Source organism: Schaalia naturae (assembly GCF_042665795.1).
In the GTDB taxonomy this organism is placed as follows: domain Bacteria; phylum Actinomycetota; class Actinomycetes; order Actinomycetales; family Actinomycetaceae; genus Pauljensenia; species Pauljensenia naturae.
In genome coordinates this window covers 2,332,954-2,359,517 of sequence record NZ_JBHTEF010000001.1, presented here as the reverse complement: position 1 = coordinate 2,359,517, position 26,564 = coordinate 2,332,954, and the positions used below count along the sequence as shown (strand labels likewise).

Genomic DNA, 26,564 nt, shown 5'->3' with positions numbered 1-26,564 from the left:
CCGGGCGGATCCGCCGCCGCGGTTCGGCGCGGCGCTACAGTGCCCATCGAAGACGGGCCGTCCCCGTCGACGGCACAGGGAGGAGCCCGATATGGCCAGATTCGACCTTCCGTTGGAGGAGTTGCGCGCGTATCGTCCCGAGGTGCCCGAGCCCTCCGACTTCGACGACTTCTGGCAGGAGACGCTGGAGGAGTCCCGCGCGGCGGTGGACCAGGGCCCCGGGGTGCGCCTCAAGCGGGCCGACACCCCGGTGAGCGTGGTCGACGTCTACGATGTGACGTTCCCGGGGTTCGCCGGGGAGCCGGTCAGGGCGTGGCTGTCCGTGCCGCGCGGCGCCACCGGCCCCCTGCCCGGGGTCGTCGAGTTCCTCGGGTACGGCGGCGGAAGGGGGCTCGCGCACACGGCGGTGGGGTGGTCGCTGGCGGGATTCGCCTATCTGCTCATGGACACGCGCGGGCAGGGCAGCGGATGGGCCCCGGGGGACACCCCCGACCCCCATGGCTCGGGGCCGGCGGCGTCCGGCGTGATGACGCGGGGCATCGAGTCTCCGCGGACCTACTACTACCGCCGGCTCATCGCCGATGCTGTGCGCGCGGTGGAGACGGCGCGCTCCCTGCCGCAGGTGGACGCCGACCGGGTGGCGGTGACGGGCACCAGCCAGGGTGGCGGGCTGACCCTGGCGGTGGCGGGCCTGGTCGGCGGACTGGTCGCCGCGATGCCGAACGTGCCCTTCCTGTGCCATTTCGTGCGGGCCGTGGGGCTCACGGACCGTGCGCCCTACACGGAGATCCGCGACTACCTGCGCATCCACCGTGATCTGGCCGAGCAGACCTTCACCACCCTGTCCTACGTCGATGCGGTGAGCTTCGCGGCACGGGCGACGGCGCCTGCCCTGTTCTCCACGGCCCTGGAGGACCAGACCTGCCCGCCCTCCACCGTCTTCGCCGCCTTCAACCGCTACGGGGCACCGGGATCGGCGGGCGCCGTCGACAAGGACATCACGGTCTACCCCTACAACACCCACGAGGGCGGCGGGGAGTTCCAGTGGCCGCTCGAGGTCGCGTTCGTGAGGGAGCGCCTCCGGCGCCTCGACTGACGTCGGCGCGACCCTGCGCCCCGGCTGTCTCGGCAGAAGGGACCCCTTGACAATGAATCGGTTCAATTGCAATATATCGCTCGGTTAATTACCGATTCGAAGGGGAGTCACATGTCTTCATCAGAAGGGTCGGCCGAGCCCAAGATCCCGGCCACAGTCTGGTTCAGATCCGGCGTCGCCGGCATGGCGTCTTACCTGGACGCCGCCGGCATCGTCTCCACGGGCACGGCGCTGGTGCTGTTCCAGGAGCCGCTGGGCCTCGACGCCGCGCACATCGGGCGGCTCAGCTCGCTGCTGACCATCATGATCGCCGCAGGCGCCCTGGTCGGCGGGCGGCTGGGCGACCGGTTCGGCCGCCGCCGGGTCTTCACGGCCACCATGGTGGTCTACGCCCTCGGCGCCCTCCTCCTGCTGACCGCGGGCTCCGTTACGACGCTCTACATCGCCATCCCGCTGCTCGGATTCGCCGTCGGAGCCGACCTTCCCGCCTCCCTCGCCACGATCGCCGAGGAGGCTCCCGAGGGCACGGCCGGCAAACTGATCGGCTTCTCGCACATGCTGTGGATGATCGGGATGGCCGTGACCATGGTCATCCAGATCATCGTCGGGGGCATGGGCGCCACCGGTGCCCGGCTCCTCTACGCCCATCTCCTCGTCGTCTCGCTGGCGGTGCTCGTCCTGCGCTGGCGGCTGCCCGAGTCGGAGAAGTGGACCGCCGCCCACGACCGCGAGGTGGCCGGACTGGACGAGGGCAGCATCGACACGGCCTCCCTCAAGCAGCTCGCCCACGCCCCCTGGCTCGCGCCGATGCTGGCGGTCTCGGCCTTCTATGCCCTCGTCAACATCGCGGCCAACACCAACGGGCAGTTCGGGACGTACATCTACGTCAACGTCGCAGGGTCGACCGTCCAGATCGCCTCGACGATCAGCCTCGTCACGCTCGCCCTCTCCTTCGTGATGACGTACGTCCTCATGAGGGTCGTCGACACGAAATACCGCATGCCAGTCTTCGCCGTGTGCGCGATCCTGAGCCTCGTCGCGTTCCTCATCCCGATCGCCTTCGGGTTCAAGGTGCCCATGCTGGCCCTCCAGGGCATCCTGTACACGATCGGCGGCGCGATCGCCGGCGAGCCGATGTTCAAGGTCTGGGCCCAGGAGCTCTTCCCGACGATGCTCCGCGGGACGGCCCAGGGCATCGCCATCGCGTTCACCCGCCTGGTCGCCGCCGCGGTGGCGCTGTGGACCCCGACCGTGCTGTCGGCCGGGCCCCGCATCCTCTACGGTTTCATCGCGGCCGTCGTGGCCATCGGATGCGGGCTCGGCTACTTCGTCGTCGGGCGCATGCGCAAGGCCGAGGACGTCGTCGCCGAGTCGGAGTCCCTGGAGGGGCCTCGGCCGGCCCCGGTGGCCCGCGGATCCCAGGAGGCGTGAACGGAGATGGAAGCGACCCGGCTGAGCGCACCCGCGCGTCTCGCCCTCGGCGGTCATCGCGACGGCGCCCTGGCCCTCGGATCCACCACGCCGCGGATCTCCTGGACGGTGCCCGAGGCGCCGTCCGGATGGGTCCAGGAGGAAGCCGTCGTGGAGATCACCCGGGTGGTCGGGGGCCGGCGCAGCAGCCGGTCCTTCGCCGTCGGCGGCGCCGCCCGGATCCGGACCGGTTGGCCGGATGAGCCGCTGCGCTCGCGTGAGCGCGTCGAGCTCCGCGTCCGGGTGGCAGGCGGCGGCCTGACGAGTCCGTGGTCGGATGCGGCCGTGTTCGAGACCGGGCTGATGTGGCCGTCGGACTGGGCGGCTCAGATGGTCGGGCCGGGGTGGCCCGAGGCCCCGGGGACGGACCGCCGTCCCGCCCTCGTGCGCACCGAGGCGGTCCTGCGCGGGGCGCCAGTGCGGGCGCGCCTCTACGTCACCGCCCACGGCCTGGTCGAGATGGAGGTCAACGGGCGGCGGGTCGGATGCGACGAGCTGGTGCCGGGATGGACCGTCTATGGGGAGCGTCTGGCCTACCGGGCCTACGACGTCACCGGGCTGGTCGAGGAGGGGCCCGTGGCCGTGGGCGCCTGGCTGGGGGACGGCTGGTACCGGGGGCGCATCGGCTTCGAGGGAGGGTCCTTCGACAACTTCGGCACGGACCTCGGCGTGATGGCCCAGCTCGAGGTCGGATTCGCGGACGGGACGACCCAGACGGTCGCCACGGACGGGTCGTGGCAGGCCGGGTTCGGACCCATCCTCTTCTCCGGCCTTTACGAGGGCGAGATCTACGACGCGCGTGAGATGCCCGAGGGGTGGAGCAGGGCGGGCTTCTCCGGGACTCCGGCGGCGTCCGGGTTCTCCCCGGTCCGCGTCGGCCGCCGGGATCCGGCCACGCTCGTCGCCCCGTCCGCGGAGCCGGTCCGGTGCGCGGGGCGGATCGAGCCCGTCTCCGTCGAGCCCAGGGGGGAGGGCCGCTACCTGCTGGACTTCGGGCAGAACGCCGCGGGCCGGCTGAGGCTGCGGATCGACGCCCCCCGTGGTGCGACGGTGACGATCCGGCATGCGGAGGTCCTCGAGGGCGGGGAGCTGGGCACGCGTCCCCTCCGGCGCGCAGTGGCCACGGACTCCTACACCTCCGACGGCCGCGGGCCGGCGGAGTGGGAACCCCGTTTCACGATCCACGGCTTCCGCTATGCGGAGGTCTCGGGCTGGCATGGGCCGTTGCGGCCCGGCGATGCCGTCTTCCGCGTCCTGCACACCGACATCGAGCGCACCGGGTGGTTCGAATGCTCTCATCCGGGCGTGACGCGCCTCCACCGGAACGTCGTGTGGTCGACGCGATCGAACTTCGTCTCCATCCCCACCGACTGCCCTCAGCGCGATGAACGCCTCGGCTGGCTGGGGGACATCCAGGTGTTCTGCCCGACGGCCCAGTATCTGTTCGACGTGGCCCCCATGCTCACGGACTGGATGCGCGACGTGTGGATCGAGCAGCGGCGCGTGGGCGCAGGCGTCCCCGTGTACGTCCCGTGGATCCCGGGAGGTTTCTGGAACGGGAAGAACGCCATCGCGGCATGGGGCGACGCGACGACCGTGGTTCCGTGGTCCCTCTACGAGCAGACCGGCGATCGCGACGTCCTCGCCCGGCAGCTGCCGTCCGCGCAGAAGTGGGTGGAGGACATCCTCCGCCTCGCGGGCCCGTCGCGGGTCTGGGACGGCGGACTGCAGCTGGGCGACTGGCTCGACCCCTCCGCCCCTCCGGACAACCCCCTCCAGGCCATGACCGACGCCCACCTGATCGCCACGGCGTACATGGCGCGGTCCACGCGCCTGCTCGGCCTGATGCACGAGACGCTCGGCCACGCCGGGGAGGCACGGCGCTGGGCGGCCGAGGCGTCCGCGGTCGCCGAGGCGTTCAGGGGCCGCTATGCCCTGGACGAGGACGGCCGTCTCTCGTCGGACACCCAGGCGGCCTATGCCCTGGCCATCGCGTTCGACCTGCTCACGCCCGAGCAGCGCCTGGGGGCCGGAGAGCGTCTGGCGGAGCTCGTGCGCGCGGCCGGAGGAGCCATCTCGACCGGCTTCGCCGGGACGCCGGTGGTCACCCGGGCCCTCCAGGACACCGGCCACCTGGAGGAGGCCTACCTGCTGCTCGAGCATGAGGACTGCCCCTCGTGGCTGTACCCCGTGTCGATGGGGGCGACCACGACCTGGGAGCGCTGGGACTCCATGCTGCCGGACGGCACGATCAACCCCGGCGAGATGACGTCGTTCAACCACTACGCGCTGGGCGCCGTCGCGCAATGGCTCCACGAGTCGGTGGCCGGCCTGGCGCCGGACGCCCCGGGCTATCGGCGCATCCGCTTCGCGCCGCGTCCGGGCGGGTCGCTGACGTGGGCGCGGACCACGCGGCAGACGCCTTACGGGCTGGCCGGCATCGAGTGGAGGATCGAGGGCGGGACGATGACCGTTCGCGGCCGCGTCCCGGTGGGGGTCACGGGGATCCTGGATCTGCCCGGCCTGCCGGTCGAGACGGTGGGCAACGGCGCGTTCACGCGCTCCGTCGCCATGTGAGTGCGCCGGGCGCGAGGCGTCCGCTGGGGGAGGGCGACCGGAGCTGGTGCGGCGAGGCGCGCCCTTGACGATCTCACGGCGACGACGTATCTTTCTCATGCGCGCCTGAATCGATTCAAATCCCGGGCGCGCCACCGAGACGATGGAGACGAGGCACGTAGCACATGGATGACGAAGTCCATCAGTCACTGGCCGACCAGCTGGCGGCCACCACCCAGAAGTCCCCGACCCGTTGCTGCTTCCTGCTGAGGGTCAGGCCGGAGCGGCTCTCCGAGTACATCGAGGTCCACCAGCATGTGTGGGCGGAGATGCGCCAGACGCTCAGCGGCTCCGGCTGGCGGAACTACTCGTTGTTCCTGCAGCCGGACACCGGCATGGTGGTCGGCTACTTCGAGTCGGACGACGTCGACGCCGCCCAGCGGGCGATGGCCGCCACGGAGGTCAACGCGCGCTGGCAGGCCCAGATGGCCGAGTACTTCGTCCAACCCGACGGCGGCACCAACGAAGTGCTGTCCCAGTACTTCTATCTGGCCTGATCACAGACCTCACCGAGAGATTCGACGAAGGAGTCTTGCCCACATGAGCGTTCATCCGCACGCCCGCCGATTGACGGGCTGGAAAGCGACGGCCGCGGTGTCGATGTCGAACTACATCGACTCCGGATCGATCATCGCCATCGCGACCTCCCTGGGTTTCTGGGGATCCCAATACTTCCCGGGCGACGACGGCACCATCGCGGGCCTGCTCGCCGCCTTCAGCTCCAACGCCTTCGGCGCGACCATCGGAGCCCTCATCGGCGGTCCGCTGTGCGACAAGTACGGCCGGAAATTCATCTACACGTACGACCTGCTGGTCTACGCCCTCGGCGGGCTGATCGTCACCTTCGCCGGGGATCTGGCCATGCTGTTCGTCGGTTTCGTCATCATCGGCCTGGCCGTGGGCGCCTCGGTGCCCGCCGGCTGGACCTACATCGCCGAGTTCGCGCCCGCCGACAAGCGCGGCCGCCATGTCGGCGCGACCCAGCTGGCGTGGTCCTTCGGGCCGTTCATCGGCTTCGGCCTGGCGGCGGCCCTGGAGCCGCTCGGGCTGCTGGGCTCGCGCATCATCTTCGCCCACCTGGTCGTCATCGCGCTGGTCACATGGTGGATCCGGCAGGGCCTGGACGAGTCCGCCGCCTGGCAGGCCTCCAAGGGCGGGGCCGGCGCCAAGCCGCCGTCGGCCTGGTCGTCGTTCCGCGCGCTCTTCAGCCGCAAGGCGAACATCACGGCGCTCATCTTCCTGGCGTGCATCTACACGTTCTGGAACCAGGCCGCCAGCCAGAACGGCATCTTCCTGCCGACCATCCTGGGGAACATGGGATGGAGCACCTTGCAGTCCGATCTGTTCTCGATGCTGACCTGGGGCATCGTCATCATCGGCACGGCCGTCTACATGGCCCTGGTCGACCGGGTCCCCTACCGCTGGTTCTTCCTCGTCGGCGGCCTCCTGGCCATCGCCTCCTGGATCGTCCTGGCCTTCGGGCCGGCGACGGCGGCGAGCACGGCGTTCACCTACGCCCTGCTGTGGGGCCTCAGCTCCGGCCCCTCCGCCCAGGCGTTCTACTCCGTGTGGTCGCCCGAGCTGTTCGCCACGCCCTACCGCGCCGGGGCCCAGGGCTTCGTCTTCTTCGTCGTCCGCCTGGCATCCGGCCTGATCTCGTTGGTCTTCCCGGTCATCCTGGCCACGGAGAACGGCCTGCTCAAGGATGGGCTGATCCTCATCGGCTTCCTCGTCGCCTCCACCCTCATCGGCACCATCTGGGCGCCGAAGACCCAGGGCAAACCGCTCGAGCAGATCGAAATGGAGCGCTACGGCGAGGTCATCTCGGCCACGCGCATCGAGTCCGAGCTGGCCTCCGCCCCCGTTTCCGCCACCGCAACCACCAAGGAGTGACAACACATCATGGTCGCACTTTCTGACCTCACCCCCGAGCAGCACCGACTGCTGTCCGAGCAGACCGTCGAGCTGGCCAGCTGGGCCTTCGGCAACGCCGGGACCCGCTTCAAGGTCTTCTCCACGCCCGGGACGCCACGGGATCCCTTCGAGAAGGTCGCCGACGCCGCCCAGGTCCACCGCTTCACCGGCATCACCCCCCGCGTCTCCCTGCACATCCCGTGGGACGAGACCGAGGACTACGCCAAGTTGCGCGCCTACGCGAAGGACCAGGGCATCACGCTGGGCAACATCAACTCCAACGTCTTCCAGGACGACGACTACAAGTTCGGATCCCTGACGAACTCCGACCCGAAGCTGCGCCGCAAGGCGATCGACGCCCACAAGCACTGCATCGACATCATGGGCCTGACAGGTTCCGACACCCTGAAGATCTGGCTGGGCGACGGCACCAACTATCCGGGCCAGGACTCCATCGACGCCCGGCAGGACCGCTTGGCGGACTCCCTCCAGCAGATCTACGGCTACCTCTCCGAGGACCAGAAGCTGCTGCTCGAGTACAAGTTCTTCGAGCCGGCCTTCTACGCCACCGACGTCCCCGACTGGGGCACCGCCCTGCTGCACGTGCTCGCCCTGGGCGAGCGCGCGGTCGTCTGCCTCGACACGGGCCACCACGCGCCCGGCACGAACGTCGAGTTCATCGTCGACCAGCTGTTGCGGGCGGGGAGGCTGGGTGCCTTCGACTTCAACTCGCGCTTCTACGCCGACGACGATCTCATGGTGGGCGCCGCCGATCCGTTCCAGCTGTTCCGGATCATGAACGAGATCGTGTCCTACGGCGCCCTGGACAAGGACTCGGGCGTCAACTTCATGCTCGACCAGTGCCACCAGCTGGAGGAGAAGATCCCCGGCGAGATCCGTTCGGCGATGAACGTCCAGGAGGCGACGGCCAAGGCGCTCCTCGTCGACCGCGAGGCCCTGTCGGCCGCCCAGGAGGCGCACGACGTGCTGGGCGCCAACGGCGTGCTCATGGACGCCTTCTACACGGACGTCCGCCCGCTGCTCGCCGGGCTCCGCGAGGAGCAGGGTCTGGATCCCGACCCCTACGGCGCGTTCCTGCGCTCCGGGTACCTGGAGAAGGCCCGCGAGGAGCGCGTTGGCGGCACGCAGGCCAGCTGGGGAGCCTGACACCCGTCCGCGGGGGCGCCGAGGCCGGTCCGCCCGTCCCGGCGCCCCCGCCCCCACGGGCCGCGCTCCCCGTCGCCGCCCACCAGGAACCCCTCCCCCGGAAAGGAAACAACCGATGAGTCACACCGTGGTCGCGATCGACCTCGGAGCCTCCAGCGGGCGGGTGCTCGCCGGCACGCTCGACCAGGGGGTCCTCGCCGTCGAGGAGTGCTCGCGCTTCCCCAACGGCCCGGTCCGCGTCCCCGTCGAGGGCGAGGACAACCTCCAGTGGGACGTGCTGTTCCTGTGGGAGGGCATCCGCAACGGCCTCACCGAGGCGGCGCGGCGCGGCCCGGTCGACGCGATCGGCATCGACACCTGGGGCGTCGACTACGGCCTGCTCGACGCGGATGGGCGCCTCCTGGGCGACCCGGCCTCCTACCGCAGTCCGCGCACCGAGCCCGCCGTCCGGGCCGTGCACGCGCTCATGCCCCAGGCCGAGCTCTACACGCACAACGGCGTCCAACACCAGCCGTTCAACACGCTGTTCCAGCTGGTCGCGGACCGCGGGCGCACGCCGGTGCGCGAGGGCGCGGCCCGCACCGCCCTCCTGCTTCCCGACCTGCTGGCCTACTGGCTGACAGGCAGACGGGTGTGCGAGGTGACCAATGCGTCGACGACCGGGATGATCGATCCCGCGACGCGGAGCTGGTCCCCGGAGGTCCTGGGCCTCCTCCACGACCGCCTCGGCGTGGAGGTCCCTGCCCTCCTCGCCCCCCTGATCGAACCGGGCACCCTCATCGGCCCCGTTTCCTTGGAGGACATCCCGCTGCGCACGCGCGGCGGGGAGCCGACGCCCGTCGTGGCGGTCGGCAGCCACGACACGGCGTCCGCCGTCGTGGGGGTCCCGGCACCCGGTCGCGCGTCCGTCGGCTTCGTCTCCTCGGGCACCTGGTCGCTGGTCGGCATCGAGCTGGACCACCCCGTGCGCACCGAAGAGTCGATGGCCGCGAACTTCACGAACGAGCTGGGAGTGGATGGCACGGTCCGCTACCTCAAGAACATCATGGGCATGTGGATCCAGCAGGAATGCCTGCGCCAGTGGCGCGACGCCGACATGCGCGGCATGTCCTGGAAGGTCCTCGACGCGGAGACGGAGGCGTCGCAGCCCCTGCGCACGCTCGTCGACGTCAGCGATCCCTCCTTCGCCGCGCCCGGCGCGATGACGGGGCGGATCGACGCGTGGACCGCCGCCCACGGCGAGCCTCAGCCGCGCGAGCGCGCCCAGTACCTGCGGGCGATCACGGAGTCGCTGGCGGTGGCCTATCGGCGCGCGCTGCGCGAGGCGACGACCCTGTCGGGGACGCCGATCGGCGCGGTCCACATCGTCGGCGGCGGATCCAAGAACGCCCTCCTGTGCCAGTCGACAGCCGACGCGACGGGCCTGCCCGTCGTCTCCGGTCCCGTCGAGGGCACGGCCATCGGCAACATGGTCGTTCAGCTGCGCGCCGTCGGAGCGCTCGCGGGCGGCCTGGACGAGCTGCGCGAGGTGGTCGCGAGCTCCGTGACCACGACGCGTTTCGAACCGGCGCCGGGGCGGACCCGGCTGTGGGACGAGGCGGAGCAGCGCGTCTTCGGGGCAGAGGAGGCGTCCTCGCCGATCCGCTGACCCCTTCTTCCCGCACCTGACATCCCCACCCTCACGCCGTACAGATCCGGGCACACGCCCGCGAAGGAGACATCACCATGACCCACCCCACCACCGCTGCCGCGATCCTCGACTCGATGGGCCGCGCCGGAGAGCGCCTGGACCACATGGGCGCCTGCGAGGCCGGCGCCGGCAACATCTCGGTGTCCATCCGCCAGACCCCGCCCGACCTCGACGACTTCTTCCCCGAGACCTCCCTGATCGATCTGCCGGTGGCCGTCCCCGGCCTGGCCGGATGGACCTTCTTCGTCACCGGGTCGGGCTGCCGGCTGCGCGACGTGCGTGAGGCCCCCCGGGAGAACGTCTCCGTCGTCATCGTCCAGGAGGGCGGGACCCGCGCCACCTGGCGCACGGCCCCCGAACGGGCCTACACGAAGCCGACCTCCGAGTTCAACAGCCACCTGGGCGTCCACGAGGACCAGGTGACGCGGCGCGGCCTCGACTTCCAGGCCGTCATCCACGCCCAGCCGCCCTATCTCGTCAGCCTGTCGCACATCCCCGGGCTGCGCACGCAGCACGACTTCAACCATGCGGTCCTGAGGTGGGAGCCCGAGACCATCGTGCAGGTGCCGGCCGGCATCAAGGTCCTCGACTTCATGGTCCCCGGCGGGGAGGAACTCGGCGCCGCCAACGTCGCCGGCCTGCGCGACCACCAGATCGTCCTGTGGTCGAAGCACGGGATCATGGTGCGCTCCGACGACTCGCCGCTGGCGGCCGTCGACAAGGTCGAGTACGTCGAGACCGGCGCCATGTACGAGTACCGCAACCGGCTGCTCACCGGGGCCGTCGCCGCGGCGGGGCTCGACCGCACCCAGACGGGCGAGGGCCTGCTCGAGTCCGAGTCGAAGCGGGTCATCGAGGCATTCGGGGTGGACACGGACCTCTTCGGGTGAGCTGTCCCGGGAGGGGCGGTCCCCCTTCGGCGGGCAATAGACTCGGGGACAGGCAACGCCGGTCCGATCGGGGAGGAGTCCCGCAGTGCGTTCGACGCGCGTGACGTTGAGGGACATCGCACTCGCGGTGGGGACGTCGACCAGCACGGTCTCGCTGGCTCTGCGCGGGAACACGCGGATCAGCGCGCCCATGCGGGAACGGGTGCGGGTCGAGGCTGAGCGTTTAGGCTACCAGGGAGATCTGGCCGGGTCGCTGCTGCGGACGGCGAACCCCCGCGTCCTCGGCCTGCTGTGCCGTCTGGACCAGGAACTGCACTTCACATATCACGAGCGCATCCTTGCGCTGGCCTGGGCGCGGGGATACCGGGTCCTCGTCGAGGGCGTGTCGGAGGGGCATCCCGCGCAGCAGGCGATGGGCCTGCTCGAGCAGTTCCGCGCCCAGTCGATCATCGTCATCGACCCGCGGACCCTGGAGGGCGTCAGCGCGGAGACGGCGCGCGTCCCCCTCGTCACGGTCGGCCAGGAGCGCGCGAGGGCGGGCGACGACCTCGTCGTCAGCGACAACGCCAGCGGGATCGGCGAGCTGGTGGACCATCTGGCAGGACTGGGCCACCGGCGGGTGGTCCACCTGGAGGGGCCGGCGGGGGTCTCCTCGCGCGCCCGCCGGCAGGCCCTGTGCGACCAGGCCGCCGAGCGAGGCATGGGCGTGGAGACGGTCCAGGCGGGTTCGGACCTCGACAGCGGGTTCCGGGCCATGGAGTCCCTGGTGGAGGCGGCGGACGGGGCCTGGGGCCTTCCCACGGCCGTCGTCTGCTACAACGACCAGTGCGCGCAGGGAGCGGTCATCGCTCTCCTGCGCGCCGGGCTGTCCGTTCCCGGGGACGTGTCGGTGAGCGGGTTCGACAACTCGCGGGTCGCGGCCTCCCGGGCTCTTGGCTTGACCTCTGTCGACCGTCGGCCCGAGGACATCGCGCGGCATGCGGTCGAACGGGCGATCGCGCGCAGCGAGGGGGACGGGGGCGGCTCCCACCTTCAGCGGGTCGCCAGCCGGCTGGTCGTGCGGACCTCGACGGGGCCCGCACGACCGGGCCGGACCTGAGCGGGCCGGTGGGGCGGCTGCCGGGGCGGCGCCTCAGCGCGGGTCCGCCATCAGCCGCTGGAGCAGCTCGCGATGCGTCTGCGGGGAACCGGCCAGGATCGACCCCTTGTGCCGCACGTCCAGGGGGGTGCCGTCCAGGCGCGTGACAACGGCTCCGGTCTCCTGGCAGATCACCGTGGCGGCGGCGATGTCCCAGGGAGAGACCCACATGTGGACGAAGCCTCCGGCGCGCGCGCAGGCGACCTCCACGCACTCCAGCGCGGCCGAGCCGTAGCGGCGGTGCCCGCGGGACTCCTCCAGGCAGGCCATGAGGCGGGGGAGGGCGCGGATCTCCTTGAGGTCGGTGATGAGGACGCTGTCGCGGTAGCCCCGGTCCCTCTCCACCCGGGGCAGTAGGCGGCCGTCGCAGCGGGCTCCGCGCCCGCGGATCGCGGTGTAGAGGTGGGCGCCGACGACATCGGCGACGATCCCGATCAGGGGGACGCCGTCCTGGCACAGGGCCAAGGAGATCGCGTAGTCGCGATGCGTCTGGACGTAGTTCATCGTCCCGTCGATCGGGTCGAGCACCCACACCCGTCCCGCGAAGGAGTCGATCGTGTGGCCCTCCTCGCCCAGGATCCCGTAGCCGGTGCGAGCGGTGAGCTCGTTCGCCATGTAGTCCTCGATGCCGCGGTCGACCGCGGTGACGAGGTCGTTGCGGTCGGACTTCGTGTCGATCTGGAGCCCGTCGAGGTGGAGATGCCCGATCGGGTCGAGGGCCATGTCCGAGGCGTGGCGGACGAGGTCGGTGGCGATGGCGAGCAGGGCGTCCAGGTCGTCGTCCGGTGTTCCTGCCTGCGCGGTGGCGGCTGTCACTTGAGATCCTCCGATTCTGTGTCGCCGACTGCGCCCGGGCGCGCGGTCGGATCCTGGTCGCTGCCCCGGTCGAGGCGGGCCTTCTGCTCGGTGAACGCCCGGTCGTCGCGGAGCATGCGCTCCTCGAAGAACGCGACGACGGCCAGGCAGAGGATGCCGACGAGCGCGGAGGCGATGAGGACGTTGAACGTCGCCCCCCAGCCGTGGAGGACGTGGCCGAACAGGTGCAGTCCCTCCTTCTCGGGATCGGCGATCCTGCCCAGGAGCACCTTGGCCAGCGAGTCGCCGAAGACGTATCCGAAGGCGCGCGGCACGGCGTTGACCACGACGGTCGCGGACTTCGGGGCGAAGCCGATGACGGAGATCCCGATGAGGGTCACGGGCCCGAAGATGAGGAACCCGATGAAGAAGAGAGCCGGGTAGACGACGGCCGGCGTCGTCGCGTGCGCGTAGACGAGGACGGGGGCGATGACGAGGACCAGGCAGATCGTGGCGGTGAGGGCCCGACGTCCGCCGAGCCGGTCGGAGACGTAGCCCCACAGCAGCGACCCCGCCAGCCCGCCGATCTCGAGGGCGATCGTCGTGTTGACGGCCGTGTAGTCGGAGAACCCGAGGACCTGGCGGGTGTAGAGCACGTTCCAATTGTCGACGCCGATGCGCACGGCGTAGGCCGCGACGTTCGCGATGCACAGGAACCACACCGCGGGGTTCTTCACGACGTAGGTGAGGAGGATCTGTCCCTTGGAGACGCCCTCGTTGACGATGTCGGCCTTGGACTCGGGCTCGCCGAAGATGGCCTCGGGACGGTCCCATCCCAGTTCCGAGGGGTCGTCCTTGCCGAAGAAGAGGCCCCAGACGCCGATCGGGATCGCGACGAGGGCGGGCACGACGAACATGCCGACCACGGATCCGTGGAAGAAGGTGTTGGCGCCCCACAGGGCCAGGACGCCGGCGATCATCGCCCCGATGTTGTGGGAGGCGTTCCACCACCCGATGAAACGCCCCCGGTAGCGCCGGGGCGTCCACCGGTTCATCGTCGAGTTGCAGCACGGACCGCCGGGCGCCTGGAGCAGGCCGTTCATCGACCACAGCAGGATGAGGTACCCGAAGGGGTTCTTCGCCGTCGCCAGGGTCAGGCCGATGGCGATCGCGACGACACCCGAGCCGATGAGCAGCGCCGAGACGATCCTCTTGGTGTTGCGCCCGTCGAAGAAGAAACCGAGGAGCAGGCCGCCGAAACCGTAGGTCAGCGAGAACAGGAACCCGATCGTGCCCAACTGGGTGGTGGTGAGTCCGATCTGGTCCTGGAGGAAGGGCTGGGCGGACTTGAAGTTCGTGCGCAGCAGATAGAAGCCCGCATACCCGATGATGACGACCGCATAGGTCTTCAGGAACTCCCCGAGCCAGCGCCTGCGCTGGGCGGGGAGGGGCACCCTGCCGCCCTGGGCCGGTTTGATGTCGAAAGCTCCGCGGAATGCGCCCACGTTGGCTACCTCCTGGTCGGGTGGGTCTCAGGGTCGATCGTGACGGTCGCGCGTCCGACTCGACCTCGTGTGGCCGGCGCCGTCCTCGTCGAGGTTAGTCAATCGATTGCGCACTGGGGTGCGGAGGATTGGGAATGTGATGCACTCCATATGTCGGGAAGCGTTCGGGCATGGCGGCTCCCCGTGCCCCTGCGGGCGAGCGCCTGGGAGCCTGCCGGGTCATACTGGACCGCGAGCGGCCGCCCGCGCCGATTCCGTGCCGAACGGACCGGCGCGCTGTCCGGAAGGAGCATCCATGTCGGAGCAGAACCAGTCATCCCAGGGAACGTCGGGGACGGGGTCCTTCACCGAGCGCATCGAGGTGGTGGCCGACGAGCTCGTTTCCACCATCAAGGACCTTGTCCAGCAGGGCAACGTCCGTCGCGTGACGATCCGCGACAAGGACGGCAAGCAGCTGTTCTCCCTTCCCCTGACGGCGGGCGTCGCCGCCGGAGGCGTTGCGGTGCTGGCCCTTCCGACCCTGGCGGCCATCGCCGGGATCGCGGCTCTGGTCACCAGCACGACGCTGGAGGTCGAGAGGACCGATGTCGTGGACGGCGGGTCCGTCGTCGACGTGGACGCTGGCGAGCAGCGTGGATCCGGTGCCGGGACTCCGACGGACGGCTCGATGTCGTCGTGACGCTGGGGGCGGGGTTCAGTGTTCTGAGCGGCCTCGGATGGGCCCGGAATGCCGTTGAACCCGGCGCTCGATGTCGGATTCTCATGTGAACCCCGCACACGGCGCGCAGACTCCGTTCGGGGGTGAATCAGGGGGTTCCCCGATGCGGAACGGGCCACCCGGCTGCGACGATGAGACCGCATCGGCCCCCTGTCCGGCGGCCTGCAGAAGGGAAGACGACCGTGTCCGACTATCAGGCGAGGCGCTACGCGTACGCCCCCAACCCCAGCACGGGACTGGGCACCGCCAGTCTGGTCATCGGGCTGGTCTCGCTGCTGGCAGGCTGGACCTTCATCGCGCCGATCATCGGCATCGTCCTGGGCGTCAGGTCGCGCAGGGAGGAGCCCTACGCCCGCTCGATCGCCGGATGGGGCGTCGCCCTCAACGTCTTCTGCATGCTCGGGTGGTTGGTGCTCGGGCTCCTGCTGCTGGCGTTCGGCGGCCTCGTCGGGCTCGCCGGACTGGGCTTCGCCTGGGTGTGATCCGAGCCTGACGGTCCCGACGGGCCGAGGGCGTCGCGGCGCGGGGCTCAGCGACCCGCCGGGCGGCTGGACCTCACCGGTCCTCGGCCGATGCCGGCAGCATGAGATCGCGGTACTCGGGATGCCGGTTCACCCATCCCTTGATGAACGGGCACAGTGGGACGACGCGGAGCCGGCCGTCCTCGCGGACCCGGTCCAGCGCATGGCGGGCCAGCGCCGACCCGACCCCGCGGCCCTCGAAGGGAGGCAGGACCTCGGTGTGGGTGAAGACCACGCGATCGGGCCCGAGCTCGTACTCGGCGAATCCGGCGAACTCGCCTCCGACAGCGGCCTCGAAGCGGCGGCGCTCGGGCACGTCGCGCACCTCGACGGCGGGGCGTGTCCCGGGCACGGGCACGTCAGGCATGGGAGTGGTGCTCCTCGATGCGCAGCGCTCCGGACGGGCAGCGGCCCACGACCTCGCGCAGGCGGTCCGCGAGCTCGGGGGTCCCGGCCCGGCTGGGATCGGTCCAGGGACGCCGGCGGACGTCGAAGACGTCCGGCATCCCGCGCAGGCACACGCCGGAGTGGATGCATAGCGGCCGGTCATCCGACACGTCGACGATCGGGCCGAAATACGCCTTGCGGGCCATGGCTCCTCCTGGGACGGATGCTCCGCGGTTGTCCGCATGGTAGCCCGATCGCCTCCTCGGCGCGCCGGCGCTGGGAGCCCGAGACAGCGGCGCCAGGCAGGGGGATGGAGACGTTCAGGGTCGGCGCGGCCGGCCGGGAGCGTCCGCTCAGAAGGCCGGCCTGGACGCCTCACCGTCGGGGACGCGCGGCGCGGCCGCGGGACCGGTGGTGTCGCGGCGCAGACGGGGCAGGCCGATGACCATGAGGGCGGCCATCACCCAGGCGGAGGCCACGACCACCAGGAACCCTCCGTGGGCGCCGGAGGCGTCGATGGAGCGCCCGCCCAAGGCCGAGCCGACGGACGTCCCGACGTTCATGGCTGTGATCGTCCAGGTCAGACCCTCAGTGAGCTGGACCGGTGGGACCACGCGCGCGACGATCGTGTTGACGTTGGTCATCGTCGGGGCGATCGTCAGCCCGGTGATCCACATGACGACGCCGAGCATCACCAGGTTGCGGGCCAGGAGGAACGTCGAGACGCCCATGGCCAGCAGCAGGATGCCGCCGGCGAAGAGCTTCCACAGCGGCTGGGACCACGTCCTCGACCCGTAGAAGAGCGCCGCGGTGAAGGACCCCGCCGCGAAGAACGCCAGCAGGATCCCGGCCAGGCCCGGGGCGCCGTGCTCCTGGGTGAAGGCCACGACGGAGACGTCGTTCGCGCCGAACATCGTGCCCGCCCCCACGTAGGTGAGCGCCAGGATGACGACGACGGGGTTGCGCAGGACGGTGGGCCGGCGCTCGCCCTGCTCGCGGGGGGCGGCCGGCGGCTCGGTGGAGGTCTGGGCGAAGAAGACGGCGCCGCCGGCGATGAAGAACACGGCTCCCAGCACCAGGCCGGCCACCGGGTGGATCGCGGTGCCCAGGACCGTGGCCAGGATCGGGCCGACGATGAAGCAGAACTCGTCGATGGCCGCCTCCATCGCGTAGGCGGTGCTCAGCCGCTGGGGCGTGTCCACGACCTGCGCCCAGCGCGAACGCACGAGGGATCCGGGCGATCCCCACGTCGCGCCGCACGTGGCCGCCAGCAGGTAGAGGACCCACGCGGGAGCATGCGCCAGGATGGCGGCGGCCAGGCCCGCCATGGACAGGGCGGAGACCAGGATCGCGGGCGCCATGACGGCGCGTTGGCCGCGGGTGTCCACCAGGCGCGCCAGCTGCGGCGCGCAGAGGCAGGACACCAGGATGTTGACGGCGCTGACGGCGCCGGCCAGGGAGTAGTTCCCGTACTCCGCCTTGACGGACAGGATCGTCGCGATCCCCACCAGCGACATCGGCATGCGCATGACGAAGCCGGCCAGGGAGAACCTCCAGGCGCCGTGGATGCGGAGGACGTCGGCGTAGGTCGAGAACACAATTTCCCAGCCTAACGGGGCCCGTCGCGCGTCGTCAGGGGGCAATCGGTGAGATTCGCCGCCAGGTCGGCTCACCCGCCCGCGGCGGCGCGGAGGGCGTTCGTGCCCGCCGCCGCCTCCTCGCCGGCTCCCCTGCGCGTGCCCTCGATCTCGACGTCCTTGCCGAGCTCCCAGGGCACCATGACGATCACCACCCCCGGGATGCGGAGCAGAGCGCGGCGCAGCCGGGTGGCCGTCTGGTTGTGCATCGCGTTCTCCCACCAATGCGACACGAGGAACTGGGGCAGGTACACGAACACCACCTCGCCGGGGGAGCGGCGCCGCTGGTTCCGGACGAATGAGACGACGACGTCGGTGATGTCTCGGAAGGGCGACGACAAGAGCGTGAGGGGAACCGGCACCCCGGACTCCTCCCACTGCTGGAGGATGCGCTCCTCCTCCGCGTCGTCGCTCACCACACTGACCAGCTCGAGCGACGAGGGCGCCGTCGCGCGCGCCGTCGAGATCGCACGCATGGCGGGGCGCGCCATGTTCGACACGAGGACGAGGGCGCGCATGCGGGCCGGGAGCGCGCGCCTCATCGAATGGTCCTCGACCCGCAACTGGTCCGCGACCGTGTCGTAGTGGTGTCGGATGCCGCGCTGGACGGCGAAGACCACCGCCATCATGAGGATCGCGATCCACGCGCCGTGCGTGAACTTCGTGGCGAGCACGACGACGAGGACGAGGCCAGTCAGCAGGAATCCCGCGATGTTGATGGCGCGGGACCGGGCGATCGCTCGGCGCGCATCGACCGCCACGGTGCGGCGCGTCTCCCGGTTCCAGTGCCGGATCATCCCGAACTGGGACAGCGTGAAAGAGACGAACACGCCGACGATGTAGAGCTGGATCAGCCGGGTGACGGACGCGCCGGAGACGACGACCAGGATCGCGGCGGCGGAGGCCAGCATGAGGATGCCGTTCGAGTAGGAGAGCCGGTCCCCGCGCTTGTAGAGCTGGCGCGGCAGATACGAACTCCGCGAGAGGACGGACGCGAGGGAGGGGAACCCGTTGAACGCTGTGTTCGCGGCGAGGACCAGGATCAGTCCCGTCGTGATCGTGACCAGCAGGAACAGCGGGGTGCCCGGACCGAAGACCGCAGAGGCGAGCTGTCCGATCACCGGGCCGATGATGACGTCCCCGCTGACGGGTGCGCCGTTCAGCGTGAGCTGGGCGGCCGGGTCGTCGACCATGACGACGCCGGTGGACCGCGCGAGGAGGAGGATCGACAGCATCATCGCCGCGGCGATGCCGCCGAGCATGGCGAGGGTGAGGGCGGCGTTCCTCGACTTGGGGCGGCGGAAGACGGGCACGCCGTTGGAGATGGCCTCGACCCCGGTCAGCGCCGCGCATCCGGACGAGAACGCGCGCATGAGCAGGAAGGCGCCCGCGAGGCCGGTGAGCCCCGTGGCGTACGCGGGCTCGGGGACGATCTCATAGCCCGCGGTCGGCGCCCGCCCGAGCGTCCCCGAGGCCATCTCGGACACGCCGACGACCGTCATGAGCGCGATGGAGGCCATGAACAGGTAGGTCGGGATGGCGAACCCGGCGCCCGCCTCCCGGAGGCCGCGCAGGTTCATCAGGGTCAGCGCCGCGATCAGGATCAGGGCGATGACGGGCTCGCGACCGGTCAGGGAAGGGACGGCGGTCGTCAGATAGTGCGCGCCGGAGGAGATCGAAACGGCGACGGTCAGCGTGTAGTCCACGAGCAGGGCGGAGGACACCACCAGGCCCCACGTCCGCCCCAGGTTCGCCGAGACCACCTCGTAGCTGCCGCCGCCCGAGGGGTAGGCGCGGACGACCTGGCGGTATGAGAGGACGACGATCGCGAGGACGGCCACGACGGCGACGCCGACCCAGGTCGAGTGGATCGCCGCCGCTCCGCCCGCGAGCGCGAGGGTGAGGAGGACCTCGTCGGGCGCGTAGGCCACCGACGACAGGGCGTCGGAGGCGAAGACGGGGAGCGCGATCCGCTTGGGGAGCAGCTGGCGCTCCATCGATGCCGATGGCATGGGCCGCCCGATGAGCAGCATCTTCACAAGGTCGATGACACGATCCACTGCAGGGGCGCCTCGGGCTCGGAACGGACGACGGACACGCGGGGAGGGGAGGGCTCCTCGCCCCGCGCCGAGAATGCTAGGCGGGGCGTCCGTTGGGAATTCGTATGCGTTTCCGCCGGATCCGTATGGGTTCCGTCAGGATCGATGTCGTATGCGTCCCGGGCGCCCGCCCGGGACGGGGTCCAACGCCGGAGACCCGTCGTGCGGCCAGTGAGGCCTGCTCAGCCGCCCAGAGCGTCGGCGACGAGCGTCCGCGCGGCGGCCTGGACCTCGGCCAGGTGATCGGCGCCCTTGAAGGACTCGGCGTAGATCTTGTAGACGTCCTCGGTGCCCGAGGGGCGGGCCGCGAACCAGGCGTCCTCGGTGACGACCTTGAGGCCGCCGATGGGCGCGCCGTTGCCGGGCGCGCGCACGAGCCGGGCGGTGATGGGCTCCCCGGCCAGCTCCGTGGCGGTGACGTCCTCGGGGGAGAGGGCGGCCAGGCGCGCCTTCTCCTCCTTCGTCGCTGCGGCGTCGATGCGGGCGTAGGCGGAGTCGCCGAAACGTGCCACCTGGTCGCGGTGCAGTTCGGAGGGGGTCTTCCCGGTGACGGCCAGGATCTCCGAGGCGAGCAGGGCGAGGATGATGCCGTCCTTGTCGGTGGTCCACACGGTGCCGTCCATGCGCTGGAAGGACGCTCCGGCGGACTCCTCGCCTCCGAAGCCCACCTGGCCGGTGAGCAGTCCGGGGACGAAGTGCTTGAAGCCCACGGGGACCTCGATCAGCCCGCGTCCCATCGCCGCGACCACGCGGTCGATCAACGAGGATGACACGAGGGTCTTGCCGACCGCGGCGTCCTCCGGCCAGCCGGGACGATGCGTGAACAGGTACTCGATGGCGACGGCCAGGTAGTGGTTCGGGTTCATCAGGCCGTCGGGGGTGACGATGCCGTGGCGGTCGGAGTCCGCGTCGTTGCCGGTGGCGATGTCATAGGGCGTGGAGCCGTCGGGGTCCGGGGTCATGGCGTCGCGCAGGGAGGCCATGGCGAACGGGGAGGAGCAGTCCATGCGGATCTTGCCGTCCCAGTCGAGCGTCATGAACCGCCATGTCGGGTCCACCGTCGGATTGACCACGGTGAGGTCGAGGTCGAAGCGCTCGGCGATCGCGGCCCAGTAATCGACGGAGGCCCCGCCCAGCGGGTCGGCGCCGATCCGGATGCCCGCTGAGCGGATCGCGTCGACGTCGATGATCGTGTCGAGCTGGTCGACGTAGTTCCTCAGATAGTTGAAGCGGTGGACCCGCGGATGCTGCAGGAGGTCCGATCCGAGGGCCCGGGGGACTGAGCGCCAGCCGTCTGCCAGGATCTCGTTCGCCCGAGCCGCGATCCACCCGGTGGCGTCGGAGTCGGCGGGGCCCCCGTGTGGCGGGTTGTACTTGAAACCGCCGTCGCGCGGCGGGTTGTGCGAGGGCGTGACGACGATCCCGTCGGCCAGTCCCGGTCCTGTGGTGCGCAGCGCTCCCGGCGCGCCGTTGGCCCCCAGGATCGCCAGCGACACCGCGGGGGTGGGCGTGTAGGACTCGCGCGCATCGACCATGACGTCGACGCCGGCGGCGGCCAGCACCTCCAGCGCCGTGCGCCAGGCGGGCTGGGACAGGGCATGGGTGTCCCGCCCGATGTAGAGGGGGCCGTCAATGCCCTGTCCCGCGCGGTACTCGACGATCGCCTGGGTGATGGCGACGATGTGGGCCTCGTTGAACGCGCCGTCGAGGGAGGAACCCCGGTGTCCGGATGTCCCGAACACGACTCTCTGGTTGGGATCCGACGGGTCGGGCTCGCGGTCGTAGTACGTGGAGACGACGTCCTGGACGTCGATGAGATCCTCGGGGAGGGCAACCGTGCCGGCGCGTTCGTGCATGCCTCCAGTCTGGCACGCGCCCGTCCGCTTGTCCCACGCCCCTTCCGGCCCGCTCCTGCGCCAGCGGCGCGGAGCGCCAGGTAATGTGGGGCCGATGGGAGTCGACGAGGAGGTCGCCATGGGATGGTTCGGTTCGGTGGAGCACGACAGATGGCTGTCGGCCCAGATGAGGGCCCTCCTGGATGAGGCCCGGGGGGCGAGTGTGCCCACCGGCTTCGCCCACCTGCTGCCGGAGGGAGGGGCCGATCCGGACCGGCCGATCGATCTGGCGGTCACGGCGCGGATGACCTACGTGTTCTCCCTGGGGGTCCTCATGGGCATCCCGGGGTGCCGGCGCCTGGCGGACCACGGGGTGCGGTCGCTGGCCGGATGCTTCCCCGATCCGGTCAACGGGGGATGGTTCTCCTCGATCCGCCCGGAGCTCGACGCCGAGGGAACGGCCGTGCCGTGGGACGCCACCGGGAGGTGGAAGTCGCAGTTCCACCACGCCTTTCTCGTCTTCGCGGCCTCCGCGGCGACCATCGCGGACCGGCCGGGCGCGTTCGAACTGCTGGCGGCGGCCCTGCACGATCAGGAGAGGCATTGGCTCGACGATTCGGGTCTGGTCGTCGACGCGTGGTCGGAGGACTACTCGCTGCCCGTGCCCCAGCGGTCGATGGACACCCTCCTCCACACCGCGGAGGCCTACCTGTCGGCGGCCGAGGCCACGACGGATCCCGTGTGGGTCGAACGCGCCGAGGCGATGACGCGTTTCGTCGCCGACCGCGCCCGGGAGAGCGCCTGGCGTCTGCCTGAGTACTTCGGAGCGGATCTGGAGCGTCTCGACGCCCCGGTGGTGCGCACGGATCGGCGGCCTGCCTACGACGGTTCCGTCATCGGCCACTCGATGGCGTGGGCGCGCCTGGCCCTGCAGATCCGTGCCGGCCTGCGCTCGATGGGCCGCCCCCAGCCGGACTACCTGATGGAGATGGCGCAGGAGCTGTTCGAGCGCGCCCGCGCGGACGGCTGGCGCCGCACCGACGGCGAACCGGGATTCGTCCTCACGGTCGACCAGGAGGGGCGTCCCGTGGACGCCCGCCACCTGCAGTGGGTGGCTTGCGAGGGCGTGTGCGCCGCCGTCGCTCTGCGTCGCGCCGCCCTCGACGACGGCGCGCAGCCCGGCGAGGTCGAGCACTACGAGCACTGCTACCGTTCGTGGCTCGACTTCATCAACGACCACATCATCGTCCGCCCGGGCCAGTGGCGCCGCGTCCTCGATGCGCACAACGAGCCGCTGGAGCCCGCGGTCAACAACCCCATGGACGTCTACCACAGCATCCAGACGCTGCTCATGGCGCGTGTGCCGTTGTGGCCGCCGTTCGCGTCGGCGATCTCGCGCGGGCTGCTCGACCATCCGGAGGAGGCTCCGCGCGACCGCCGGTCGTGGAACGTGTTCCGCCGCGGAGGGCGGGCCTGAGCGGGACGGATCGGGATCGGCTCCCGCGCCTCGGCCTGGGAGGGTTCCCGGATCTGGGCGCCGGCCAGTTCACGGGCGCCCGGGTGCTGGGATGGGGGTGGCGCGCGCATCCGCGCGGTGCGACGGTGGCGGGGTGAACGCCCGTCCGCCCGTCCGCCGCCCCCGGCTGTTCGTGTCGAACGTCGTGTCGCGCAGGCCCGGCGCCCGGCGCTTCCACGACGCGGTGACGATGCTGTCGAACAGCCTCGTCCAGTCGGCCTCGGGCTCGTGGGACGTGACCTGGGCCTTCGCCGAGGACGACGGTTCCGCCCGCACCCTGGATCGCGCTCGAGACGCGGACGCGATCATCCTCATGGGCGGCGAGGACATCAGCCCAGACCTCTACGGCGTGGCTCCCGGCTATCCGGGCGAGGGGCCGCACTGGCGCCGTGCGGACCTGGCGCAGATCGCGCTCGCGAGGTTCGCGGTCGCCGACGGCGTCCCGCTGCTCGGGGTGTGCCGGGGCCTCCAGATCCTCGCGGTGGCCCTGGGTGGGAATCTCGTGGAGGACGTGGACGTTCCCGGACACCGATCCGCGACCTTCTTGGACGACCACCGGCTGGCCCGCCACGACGTCCTCGTCGAGGCCTCCTCGATGCTGGCCCGGGGGATCCCCCGGCGCGAGGGCGGCGCCGGCGGGCCCGATCCCGGCGGGCGCCTGCGCCTGCGCGTCCACTCGGCGCACCACCAGGCCGTCGCGGATCCGGGGCCTCATCTCGTGGTCTCGGCCACGGCCCCGGACGGCACCGTCGAAGGGGTCGAGCACCCCGCCGCGCCGGTCCTCGGCGTGCAGTGGCATCCCGAGGACCCCGAGGCGGATCCGGCGGGCCTTCGGGCCCTCCTGGGGCTACTGCGCGAGGGGCGGGAGGGGGCGATCGGCATGTCTGGCGCCGGGCGCGCGCGCCCCGTCCTCGTGTGACCGTTTCCCCATCCGACGTGCGAGGCACGCCGTATGCGGAGTACGTTCTTTGTCAATCCATCACCAAGAGAAGAGGAAACCGATGAACACGCTGAGATCCGGCACTCGTCCCCGGCGCGGACGCGCCTCTCGACGCCCCATGACGGTCGTCGCGATGGCGGCAGCGGCCATCCTCGGCCTGGGCGCCTGCGGTTCGAGCGATACCGGAGGTGCCTCGGGCGAGTCGGGGACGGACGGCGGAGGCCTCTCCTCCGGGGACGCGACCTATGACGCGGTGGTCAACGGCGGGCCGGTGGCGGACGCGGCGACGGTCGCCGCCAACGAATGGGCCAGCGCCGTCAAGGAGTCCGGGACGCTGCGCGTGGGCGGGACAGAGACCTCGACGCTGTTCTCCAACCTCGATCCCACGACCGGCGTGGTCACCGGCTTCGACGCCGGCATCACGCAGCTGCTGGCCCGCTACATCCTCGGCGACGCCACCCGGACCGACCTCACCCAGGTCTCCGTGGACACCCGTGAGGAGCTCCTGGTCAACGGCCAGGTCGACCTGGTCGCCGCCACCTACTCGATCACGCCGGAGCGTCTGGCGCGCATCGACTTCGCGGGACCGTACTACTCGTCGGCAGCCGGCATCCTGGTGAAGAAGGACAACACGGACATCGCTGGCGTGGACGACCTCGCCGGGCGGACCGTCGCCACCCAGGCGGGGTCCACCGGCGAGACCACCCTCGCGACGTTCGCCCCCGACGCCACGGTCCTCGCCCTGCCCGACCACGCCCAGTGCGTCCAGGCGGTCCAGCAGGGTCGCGCCGACGCCTACGTCATCGATCAGTCCCTGTTGCTCAACGCCGTCACGTCGAATGACGACGTCAAGGTCGTCGGCGGCGGCTTCGGGTCCGAGGACCTCTACGGCATCGGGCTCCCGAAGGGCTCCGACGCCACCGAGTTCGTCAACGACTTCCTCACGGAGATCGAGCAGGACGGCACGTGGCTGGACCTGTGGAAGGCGACGATCCAGGCGAAGACCGGAGTCGAGACCGCGCCGACGCCTCCGGAGATCGGCGTCTCCGAGGACGCCCAGAGCTGATGGTCCTGTGGGACTACCGGGGGGAGTTCCTGGACGGCCTGGGGGTGACGCTCCAGCTGACGGTGTGCGCCTTCGCGGGGGCGGTCGTCGTCGGGACGCTCGTCGCCGTCCTCCGCATCTGCCCGGTGACGCCGCTTCGGGCCTTGGGGGCCGTCTTCGTCGAGGTCTTCCGCAATGTGCCCGTCATGAGCCTGCTGATCCTGGTCGCGTTCGCTCTGCCGGAGATCGGCGTGATGATGGACCTGACCACGTCGGTGATCGTCGCGATGACGTGCGTGGGCGGGGCGTTCCTGTGCGAGGCGGTGCGCGGGGGCGTCAACGCCGTCCCCGCCGGCCAGATCGAGGCGGCCCGCTCGCTCGGCTTCACCTTCTCGGGCCTGCTGCGCACCGTGGTGCTGCCCCAGGCGTTCCGCTCGATGGTCCAGCCTCTGGTGACGGTCTTCATCGGGATCCTCATCAGCTCGTCCCTCGCGGGGGTCATCGGGGTGCGCGACCTGACCGCCACCGTCTCCTCGATCAACAACCGCGAGGCGCTGGGGCTCACGACGTTCCTGGTCGCCGCCGTCCTGTACCTGGTCATCGCCCTGACGGCCGAGGGCGTCGGGGCGCGGCTCGAGAAGAGACTGAGGATCTTGCGATGAGCGCCGCGACGCCCGTCGGGACCATACGGGCGCCCCGGGGAACGGGGGCCTCCACCCCGTTGTTCGACGAGCCGGGGCCCCGCACGCTCCGGCTCATCCGCCTGGCGACGGCGGTCTCGGTCGTCGCCCTGACCGCGCTGGCGGTATGGGTCGTGCACGTCTTCGGGGAGAACGGCCAACTGGCCGCCGACCGGTGGCACGAGTTCACGGCGTGGCCGACCTGGCGCTATCTCATCGCGGGGTTCTTGGGCACCCTGCGGGGCGCCGTCGGAGCGGCTGCGATCGCGCTGCCGTTGGGGGTCGTCCTGGCGCTGGGGAGGCTCTCCGAGAGGCGGCCGGTGCGGTGGCTCTGCGTCGCCGTCATCGAGTTCTTCCGCGCGATGCCGCTGCTGCTGCTCGTCTACATCTTCTTCTTCGCTCTGCCGCGCCACGGGATCAATCCGGCGTTGTTCTGGCAGCTCGTCATCCCGATCGGGTTGTGCTCGGGCGCGACGCTCGCCGAGGTCTTCCGGGCGGGGATCCTCGCCCTGCCCGCCGGCCAGACCGAGGCGGCCTATGCCGTGGGCATGACCCACGGGCAGGCCATGCGGCTGGTGGTCCTGCCGCAAGCGACCAGGCTGGTTCTGCCGGGGCTGCTGGCCCAGGTCGTCGTCCTGCTCAAGGACACGACCCTGGGCTACGTGGTGTCCTATTCGGAACTCCAATTCTCCGCGAAGGTCCTGGTGTCCTCCACCGGCCATCTGGTCCAGACCTACCTGTTGGTCACGATCCTGTACGTCCTCATCAACCTGGCGATCTCGAAGGCCGCCGACGCGTGGGGCCGCAGGGAGCGGCGCGCGTACGCCCGGGCGGGCGCGGCGTCCACCACGGCCACCGGCATCGCCTGAGCCGGCGTGCGGACCCGCGAAGAGGGCTCGGACCCG

The 26,564-nt window shown here is 70.8% G+C and carries 23 protein-coding genes; 16 read left to right on the top strand and 7 right to left on the bottom strand.

Features of this window, described 5'->3' with window-relative positions:
* Positions 1-91 precede the first annotated feature (91 nt).
* From ACFQWG_RS10475 to ACFQWG_RS10435, 9 genes are all read left to right on the top strand, one after another.
* Positions 92-1,096, top strand: coding sequence for an acetylxylan esterase (locus ACFQWG_RS10475; RefSeq protein WP_380975077.1), 1,005 nt, complete (start codon positions 92-94; stop codon positions 1,094-1,096).
* 111 nt (positions 1,097-1,207) lie between these two features.
* A complete protein-coding gene (locus tag ACFQWG_RS10470; protein WP_380975075.1) occupies positions 1,208-2,527 on the top strand; it encodes an MFS transporter in 1,320 nt (439 codons plus the stop codon).
* 6 nt (positions 2,528-2,533) lie between these two features.
* On the top strand, positions 2,534-5,143 hold the full coding sequence (locus tag ACFQWG_RS10465) for a family 78 glycoside hydrolase catalytic domain (RefSeq protein WP_380975073.1): 2,610 nt from the start codon (positions 2,534-2,536) through the stop codon (positions 5,141-5,143).
* A 164-nt stretch (positions 5,144-5,307) separates the two neighbouring features.
* Positions 5,308-5,679 carry an L-rhamnose mutarotase gene (locus ACFQWG_RS10460; protein WP_380975071.1) on the top strand — a complete coding sequence of 124 codons (372 nt, stop codon included), beginning with the start codon at positions 5,308-5,310 and terminating at the stop codon, positions 5,677-5,679.
* Between the two features lie 43 nt (positions 5,680-5,722).
* Positions 5,723-7,075, top strand: a complete 1,353-nt coding sequence (locus tag ACFQWG_RS10455) for an MFS transporter (RefSeq protein WP_380975069.1) — start codon at positions 5,723-5,725, stop codon at positions 7,073-7,075.
* A 9-nt stretch (positions 7,076-7,084) separates the two neighbouring features.
* Positions 7,085-8,263 (top strand): L-rhamnose isomerase, encoded by a 1,179-nt coding sequence (gene rhaI / locus ACFQWG_RS10450; protein ID WP_380975068.1) that lies wholly within the window; start codon positions 7,085-7,087, stop codon positions 8,261-8,263.
* A gap of 115 nt (positions 8,264-8,378) precedes the next feature.
* Positions 8,379-9,911 (top strand): rhamnulokinase, encoded by a 1,533-nt coding sequence (locus ACFQWG_RS10445; RefSeq protein ID WP_380975066.1) that lies wholly within the window; start codon positions 8,379-8,381, stop codon positions 9,909-9,911.
* A gap of 77 nt (positions 9,912-9,988) precedes the next feature.
* Positions 9,989-10,843 (top strand): class II aldolase/adducin family protein, encoded by an 855-nt coding sequence (locus ACFQWG_RS10440; RefSeq protein ID WP_380975064.1) that lies wholly within the window; start codon positions 9,989-9,991, stop codon positions 10,841-10,843.
* Positions 10,844-10,928: 85 nt separating this feature from the next.
* A complete protein-coding gene (locus ACFQWG_RS10435) occupies positions 10,929-11,942 on the top strand; it encodes a LacI family DNA-binding transcriptional regulator (RefSeq protein WP_380975062.1) in 1,014 nt (337 codons plus the stop codon).
* 33 nt (positions 11,943-11,975) lie between these two features.
* On the opposite strand, the gene ACFQWG_RS10430 is transcribed toward ACFQWG_RS10435, so the two are convergent.
* Both ACFQWG_RS10430 and uhpT read right to left on the bottom strand, forming a co-directional pair.
* Positions 11,976-12,797 (bottom strand): inositol monophosphatase family protein, encoded by an 822-nt coding sequence (locus ACFQWG_RS10430; protein WP_380975060.1) that lies wholly within the window; start codon positions 12,795-12,797, stop codon positions 11,976-11,978.
* Complete coding sequence (gene uhpT, locus ACFQWG_RS10425; protein WP_380975058.1) at positions 12,794-14,281, bottom strand: hexose-6-phosphate:phosphate antiporter; 1,488 nt, start codon at positions 14,279-14,281, stop codon at positions 12,794-12,796. Before uhpT ends, ACFQWG_RS10430 begins: the two co-directional genes overlap by 4 nt.
* Before the next feature lie 295 nt (positions 14,282-14,576).
* Here uhpT and ACFQWG_RS10420 point away from each other — a divergent pair, with 295 nt between their 5' ends.
* Both ACFQWG_RS10420 and ACFQWG_RS10415 read left to right on the top strand, forming a co-directional pair.
* Complete coding sequence (locus ACFQWG_RS10420; protein ID WP_380975057.1) at positions 14,577-14,960, top strand: DUF4342 domain-containing protein; 384 nt, start codon at positions 14,577-14,579, stop codon at positions 14,958-14,960.
* A 221-nt stretch (positions 14,961-15,181) separates the two neighbouring features.
* Positions 15,182-15,481: a hypothetical protein gene (locus tag ACFQWG_RS10415; protein ID WP_380975055.1), complete on the top strand. Its 300-nt coding sequence runs from the start codon at positions 15,182-15,184 to the stop codon at positions 15,479-15,481.
* A 73-nt stretch (positions 15,482-15,554) separates the two neighbouring features.
* On the opposite strand, the gene ACFQWG_RS10410 is transcribed toward ACFQWG_RS10415, so the two are convergent.
* From ACFQWG_RS10410 to pgm, 5 genes are all read right to left on the bottom strand, one after another.
* A complete protein-coding gene (locus ACFQWG_RS10410) occupies positions 15,555-15,887 on the bottom strand; it encodes a GNAT family N-acetyltransferase (protein WP_380975053.1) in 333 nt (110 codons plus the stop codon).
* Positions 15,880-16,113, bottom strand: coding sequence for a (4Fe-4S)-binding protein (locus ACFQWG_RS10405; protein WP_380975051.1), 234 nt, complete (start codon positions 16,111-16,113; stop codon positions 15,880-15,882). The genes ACFQWG_RS10410 and ACFQWG_RS10405 overlap by 8 nt, the downstream gene beginning before the upstream one ends.
* A gap of 147 nt (positions 16,114-16,260) precedes the next feature.
* Positions 16,261-17,505, bottom strand: a complete 1,245-nt coding sequence (locus ACFQWG_RS10400) for an MFS transporter (RefSeq protein WP_380975049.1) — start codon at positions 17,503-17,505, stop codon at positions 16,261-16,263.
* Positions 17,506-17,576: 71 nt separating this feature from the next.
* Positions 17,577-19,604 (bottom strand): APC family permease, encoded by a 2,028-nt coding sequence (locus ACFQWG_RS10395; protein ID WP_380975047.1) that lies wholly within the window; start codon positions 19,602-19,604, stop codon positions 17,577-17,579.
* A gap of 221 nt (positions 19,605-19,825) precedes the next feature.
* Complete coding sequence (pgm, locus tag ACFQWG_RS10390; RefSeq protein WP_380975045.1) at positions 19,826-21,499, bottom strand: phosphoglucomutase (alpha-D-glucose-1,6-bisphosphate-dependent); 1,674 nt, start codon at positions 21,497-21,499, stop codon at positions 19,826-19,828.
* Between the two features lie 94 nt (positions 21,500-21,593).
* Between pgm and ACFQWG_RS10385 the strand changes: the two genes are divergently transcribed.
* From ACFQWG_RS10385 to ACFQWG_RS10365, 5 genes are all read left to right on the top strand, one after another.
* Positions 21,594-22,955: an AGE family epimerase/isomerase gene (locus tag ACFQWG_RS10385; protein ID WP_380975043.1), complete on the top strand. Its 1,362-nt coding sequence runs from the start codon at positions 21,594-21,596 to the stop codon at positions 22,953-22,955.
* Between the two features lie 133 nt (positions 22,956-23,088).
* Complete coding sequence (locus ACFQWG_RS10380; protein WP_380975041.1) at positions 23,089-23,913, top strand: gamma-glutamyl-gamma-aminobutyrate hydrolase family protein; 825 nt, start codon at positions 23,089-23,091, stop codon at positions 23,911-23,913.
* 82 nt (positions 23,914-23,995) lie between these two features.
* A complete protein-coding gene (locus ACFQWG_RS10375; protein ID WP_380975039.1) occupies positions 23,996-25,000 on the top strand; it encodes a glutamate ABC transporter substrate-binding protein in 1,005 nt (334 codons plus the stop codon).
* The gene (locus ACFQWG_RS10370; protein ID WP_291496874.1) at positions 25,000-25,641 is read left to right on the top strand and encodes an amino acid ABC transporter permease; all 642 of its coding nucleotides are present in this window, start codon (positions 25,000-25,002) and stop codon (positions 25,639-25,641) included. The genes ACFQWG_RS10375 and ACFQWG_RS10370 overlap by 1 nt, the downstream gene beginning before the upstream one ends.
* Positions 25,638-26,528 carry an amino acid ABC transporter permease gene (locus ACFQWG_RS10365; protein WP_380975037.1) on the top strand — a complete coding sequence of 297 codons (891 nt, stop codon included), beginning with the start codon at positions 25,638-25,640 and terminating at the stop codon, positions 26,526-26,528. Before ACFQWG_RS10370 ends, ACFQWG_RS10365 begins: the two co-directional genes overlap by 4 nt.
* Positions 26,529-26,564 lie beyond the last annotated feature (36 nt).

What these genes read in the sequence shown, in the direction of transcription:
- rhaI (WP_380975068.1), top strand. Translation starts at nt 7,085, where the DNA reads ATGGTCGCACTTTCTGACCTCACCCCCGAGCAGCACCGACTGCTGTCC.
- ACFQWG_RS10365 (WP_380975037.1), top strand. Translation starts at nt 25,638, where the DNA reads ATGAGCGCCGCGACGCCCGTCGGGACCATACGGGCGCCCCGGGGAACG.
- ACFQWG_RS10475 (WP_380975077.1), top strand. Translation starts at nt 92, where the DNA reads ATGGCCAGATTCGACCTTCCGTTGGAGGAGTTGCGCGCGTATCGTCCC.
- ACFQWG_RS10465 (WP_380975073.1), top strand. Translation starts at nt 2,534, where the DNA reads ATGGAAGCGACCCGGCTGAGCGCACCCGCGCGTCTCGCCCTCGGCGGT.
- ACFQWG_RS10445 (WP_380975066.1), top strand. Translation starts at nt 8,379, where the DNA reads ATGAGTCACACCGTGGTCGCGATCGACCTCGGAGCCTCCAGCGGGCGG.
- pgm (WP_380975045.1), bottom strand. Translation starts at nt 21,499, where the DNA reads ATGCACGAACGCGCCGGCACGGTTGCCCTCCCCGAGGATCTCATCGAC.
- ACFQWG_RS10460 (WP_380975071.1), top strand. Translation starts at nt 5,308, where the DNA reads ATGGATGACGAAGTCCATCAGTCACTGGCCGACCAGCTGGCGGCCACC.
- ACFQWG_RS10405 (WP_380975051.1), bottom strand. Translation starts at nt 16,113, where the DNA reads ATGGCCCGCAAGGCGTATTTCGGCCCGATCGTCGACGTGTCGGATGAC.
- ACFQWG_RS10440 (WP_380975064.1), top strand. Translation starts at nt 9,989, where the DNA reads ATGACCCACCCCACCACCGCTGCCGCGATCCTCGACTCGATGGGCCGC.
- ACFQWG_RS10470 (WP_380975075.1), top strand. Translation starts at nt 1,208, where the DNA reads ATGTCTTCATCAGAAGGGTCGGCCGAGCCCAAGATCCCGGCCACAGTC.
- ACFQWG_RS10385 (WP_380975043.1), top strand. Translation starts at nt 21,594, where the DNA reads ATGGGAGTCGACGAGGAGGTCGCCATGGGATGGTTCGGTTCGGTGGAG.
- ACFQWG_RS10455 (WP_380975069.1), top strand. Translation starts at nt 5,723, where the DNA reads ATGAGCGTTCATCCGCACGCCCGCCGATTGACGGGCTGGAAAGCGACG.
- ACFQWG_RS10370 (WP_291496874.1), top strand. Translation starts at nt 25,000, where the DNA reads ATGGTCCTGTGGGACTACCGGGGGGAGTTCCTGGACGGCCTGGGGGTG.
- ACFQWG_RS10410 (WP_380975053.1), bottom strand. Translation starts at nt 15,887, where the DNA reads ATGCCTGACGTGCCCGTGCCCGGGACACGCCCCGCCGTCGAGGTGCGC.
- ACFQWG_RS10420 (WP_380975057.1), top strand. Translation starts at nt 14,577, where the DNA reads ATGTCGGAGCAGAACCAGTCATCCCAGGGAACGTCGGGGACGGGGTCC.
- ACFQWG_RS10375 (WP_380975039.1), top strand. Translation starts at nt 23,996, where the DNA reads ATGAACACGCTGAGATCCGGCACTCGTCCCCGGCGCGGACGCGCCTCT.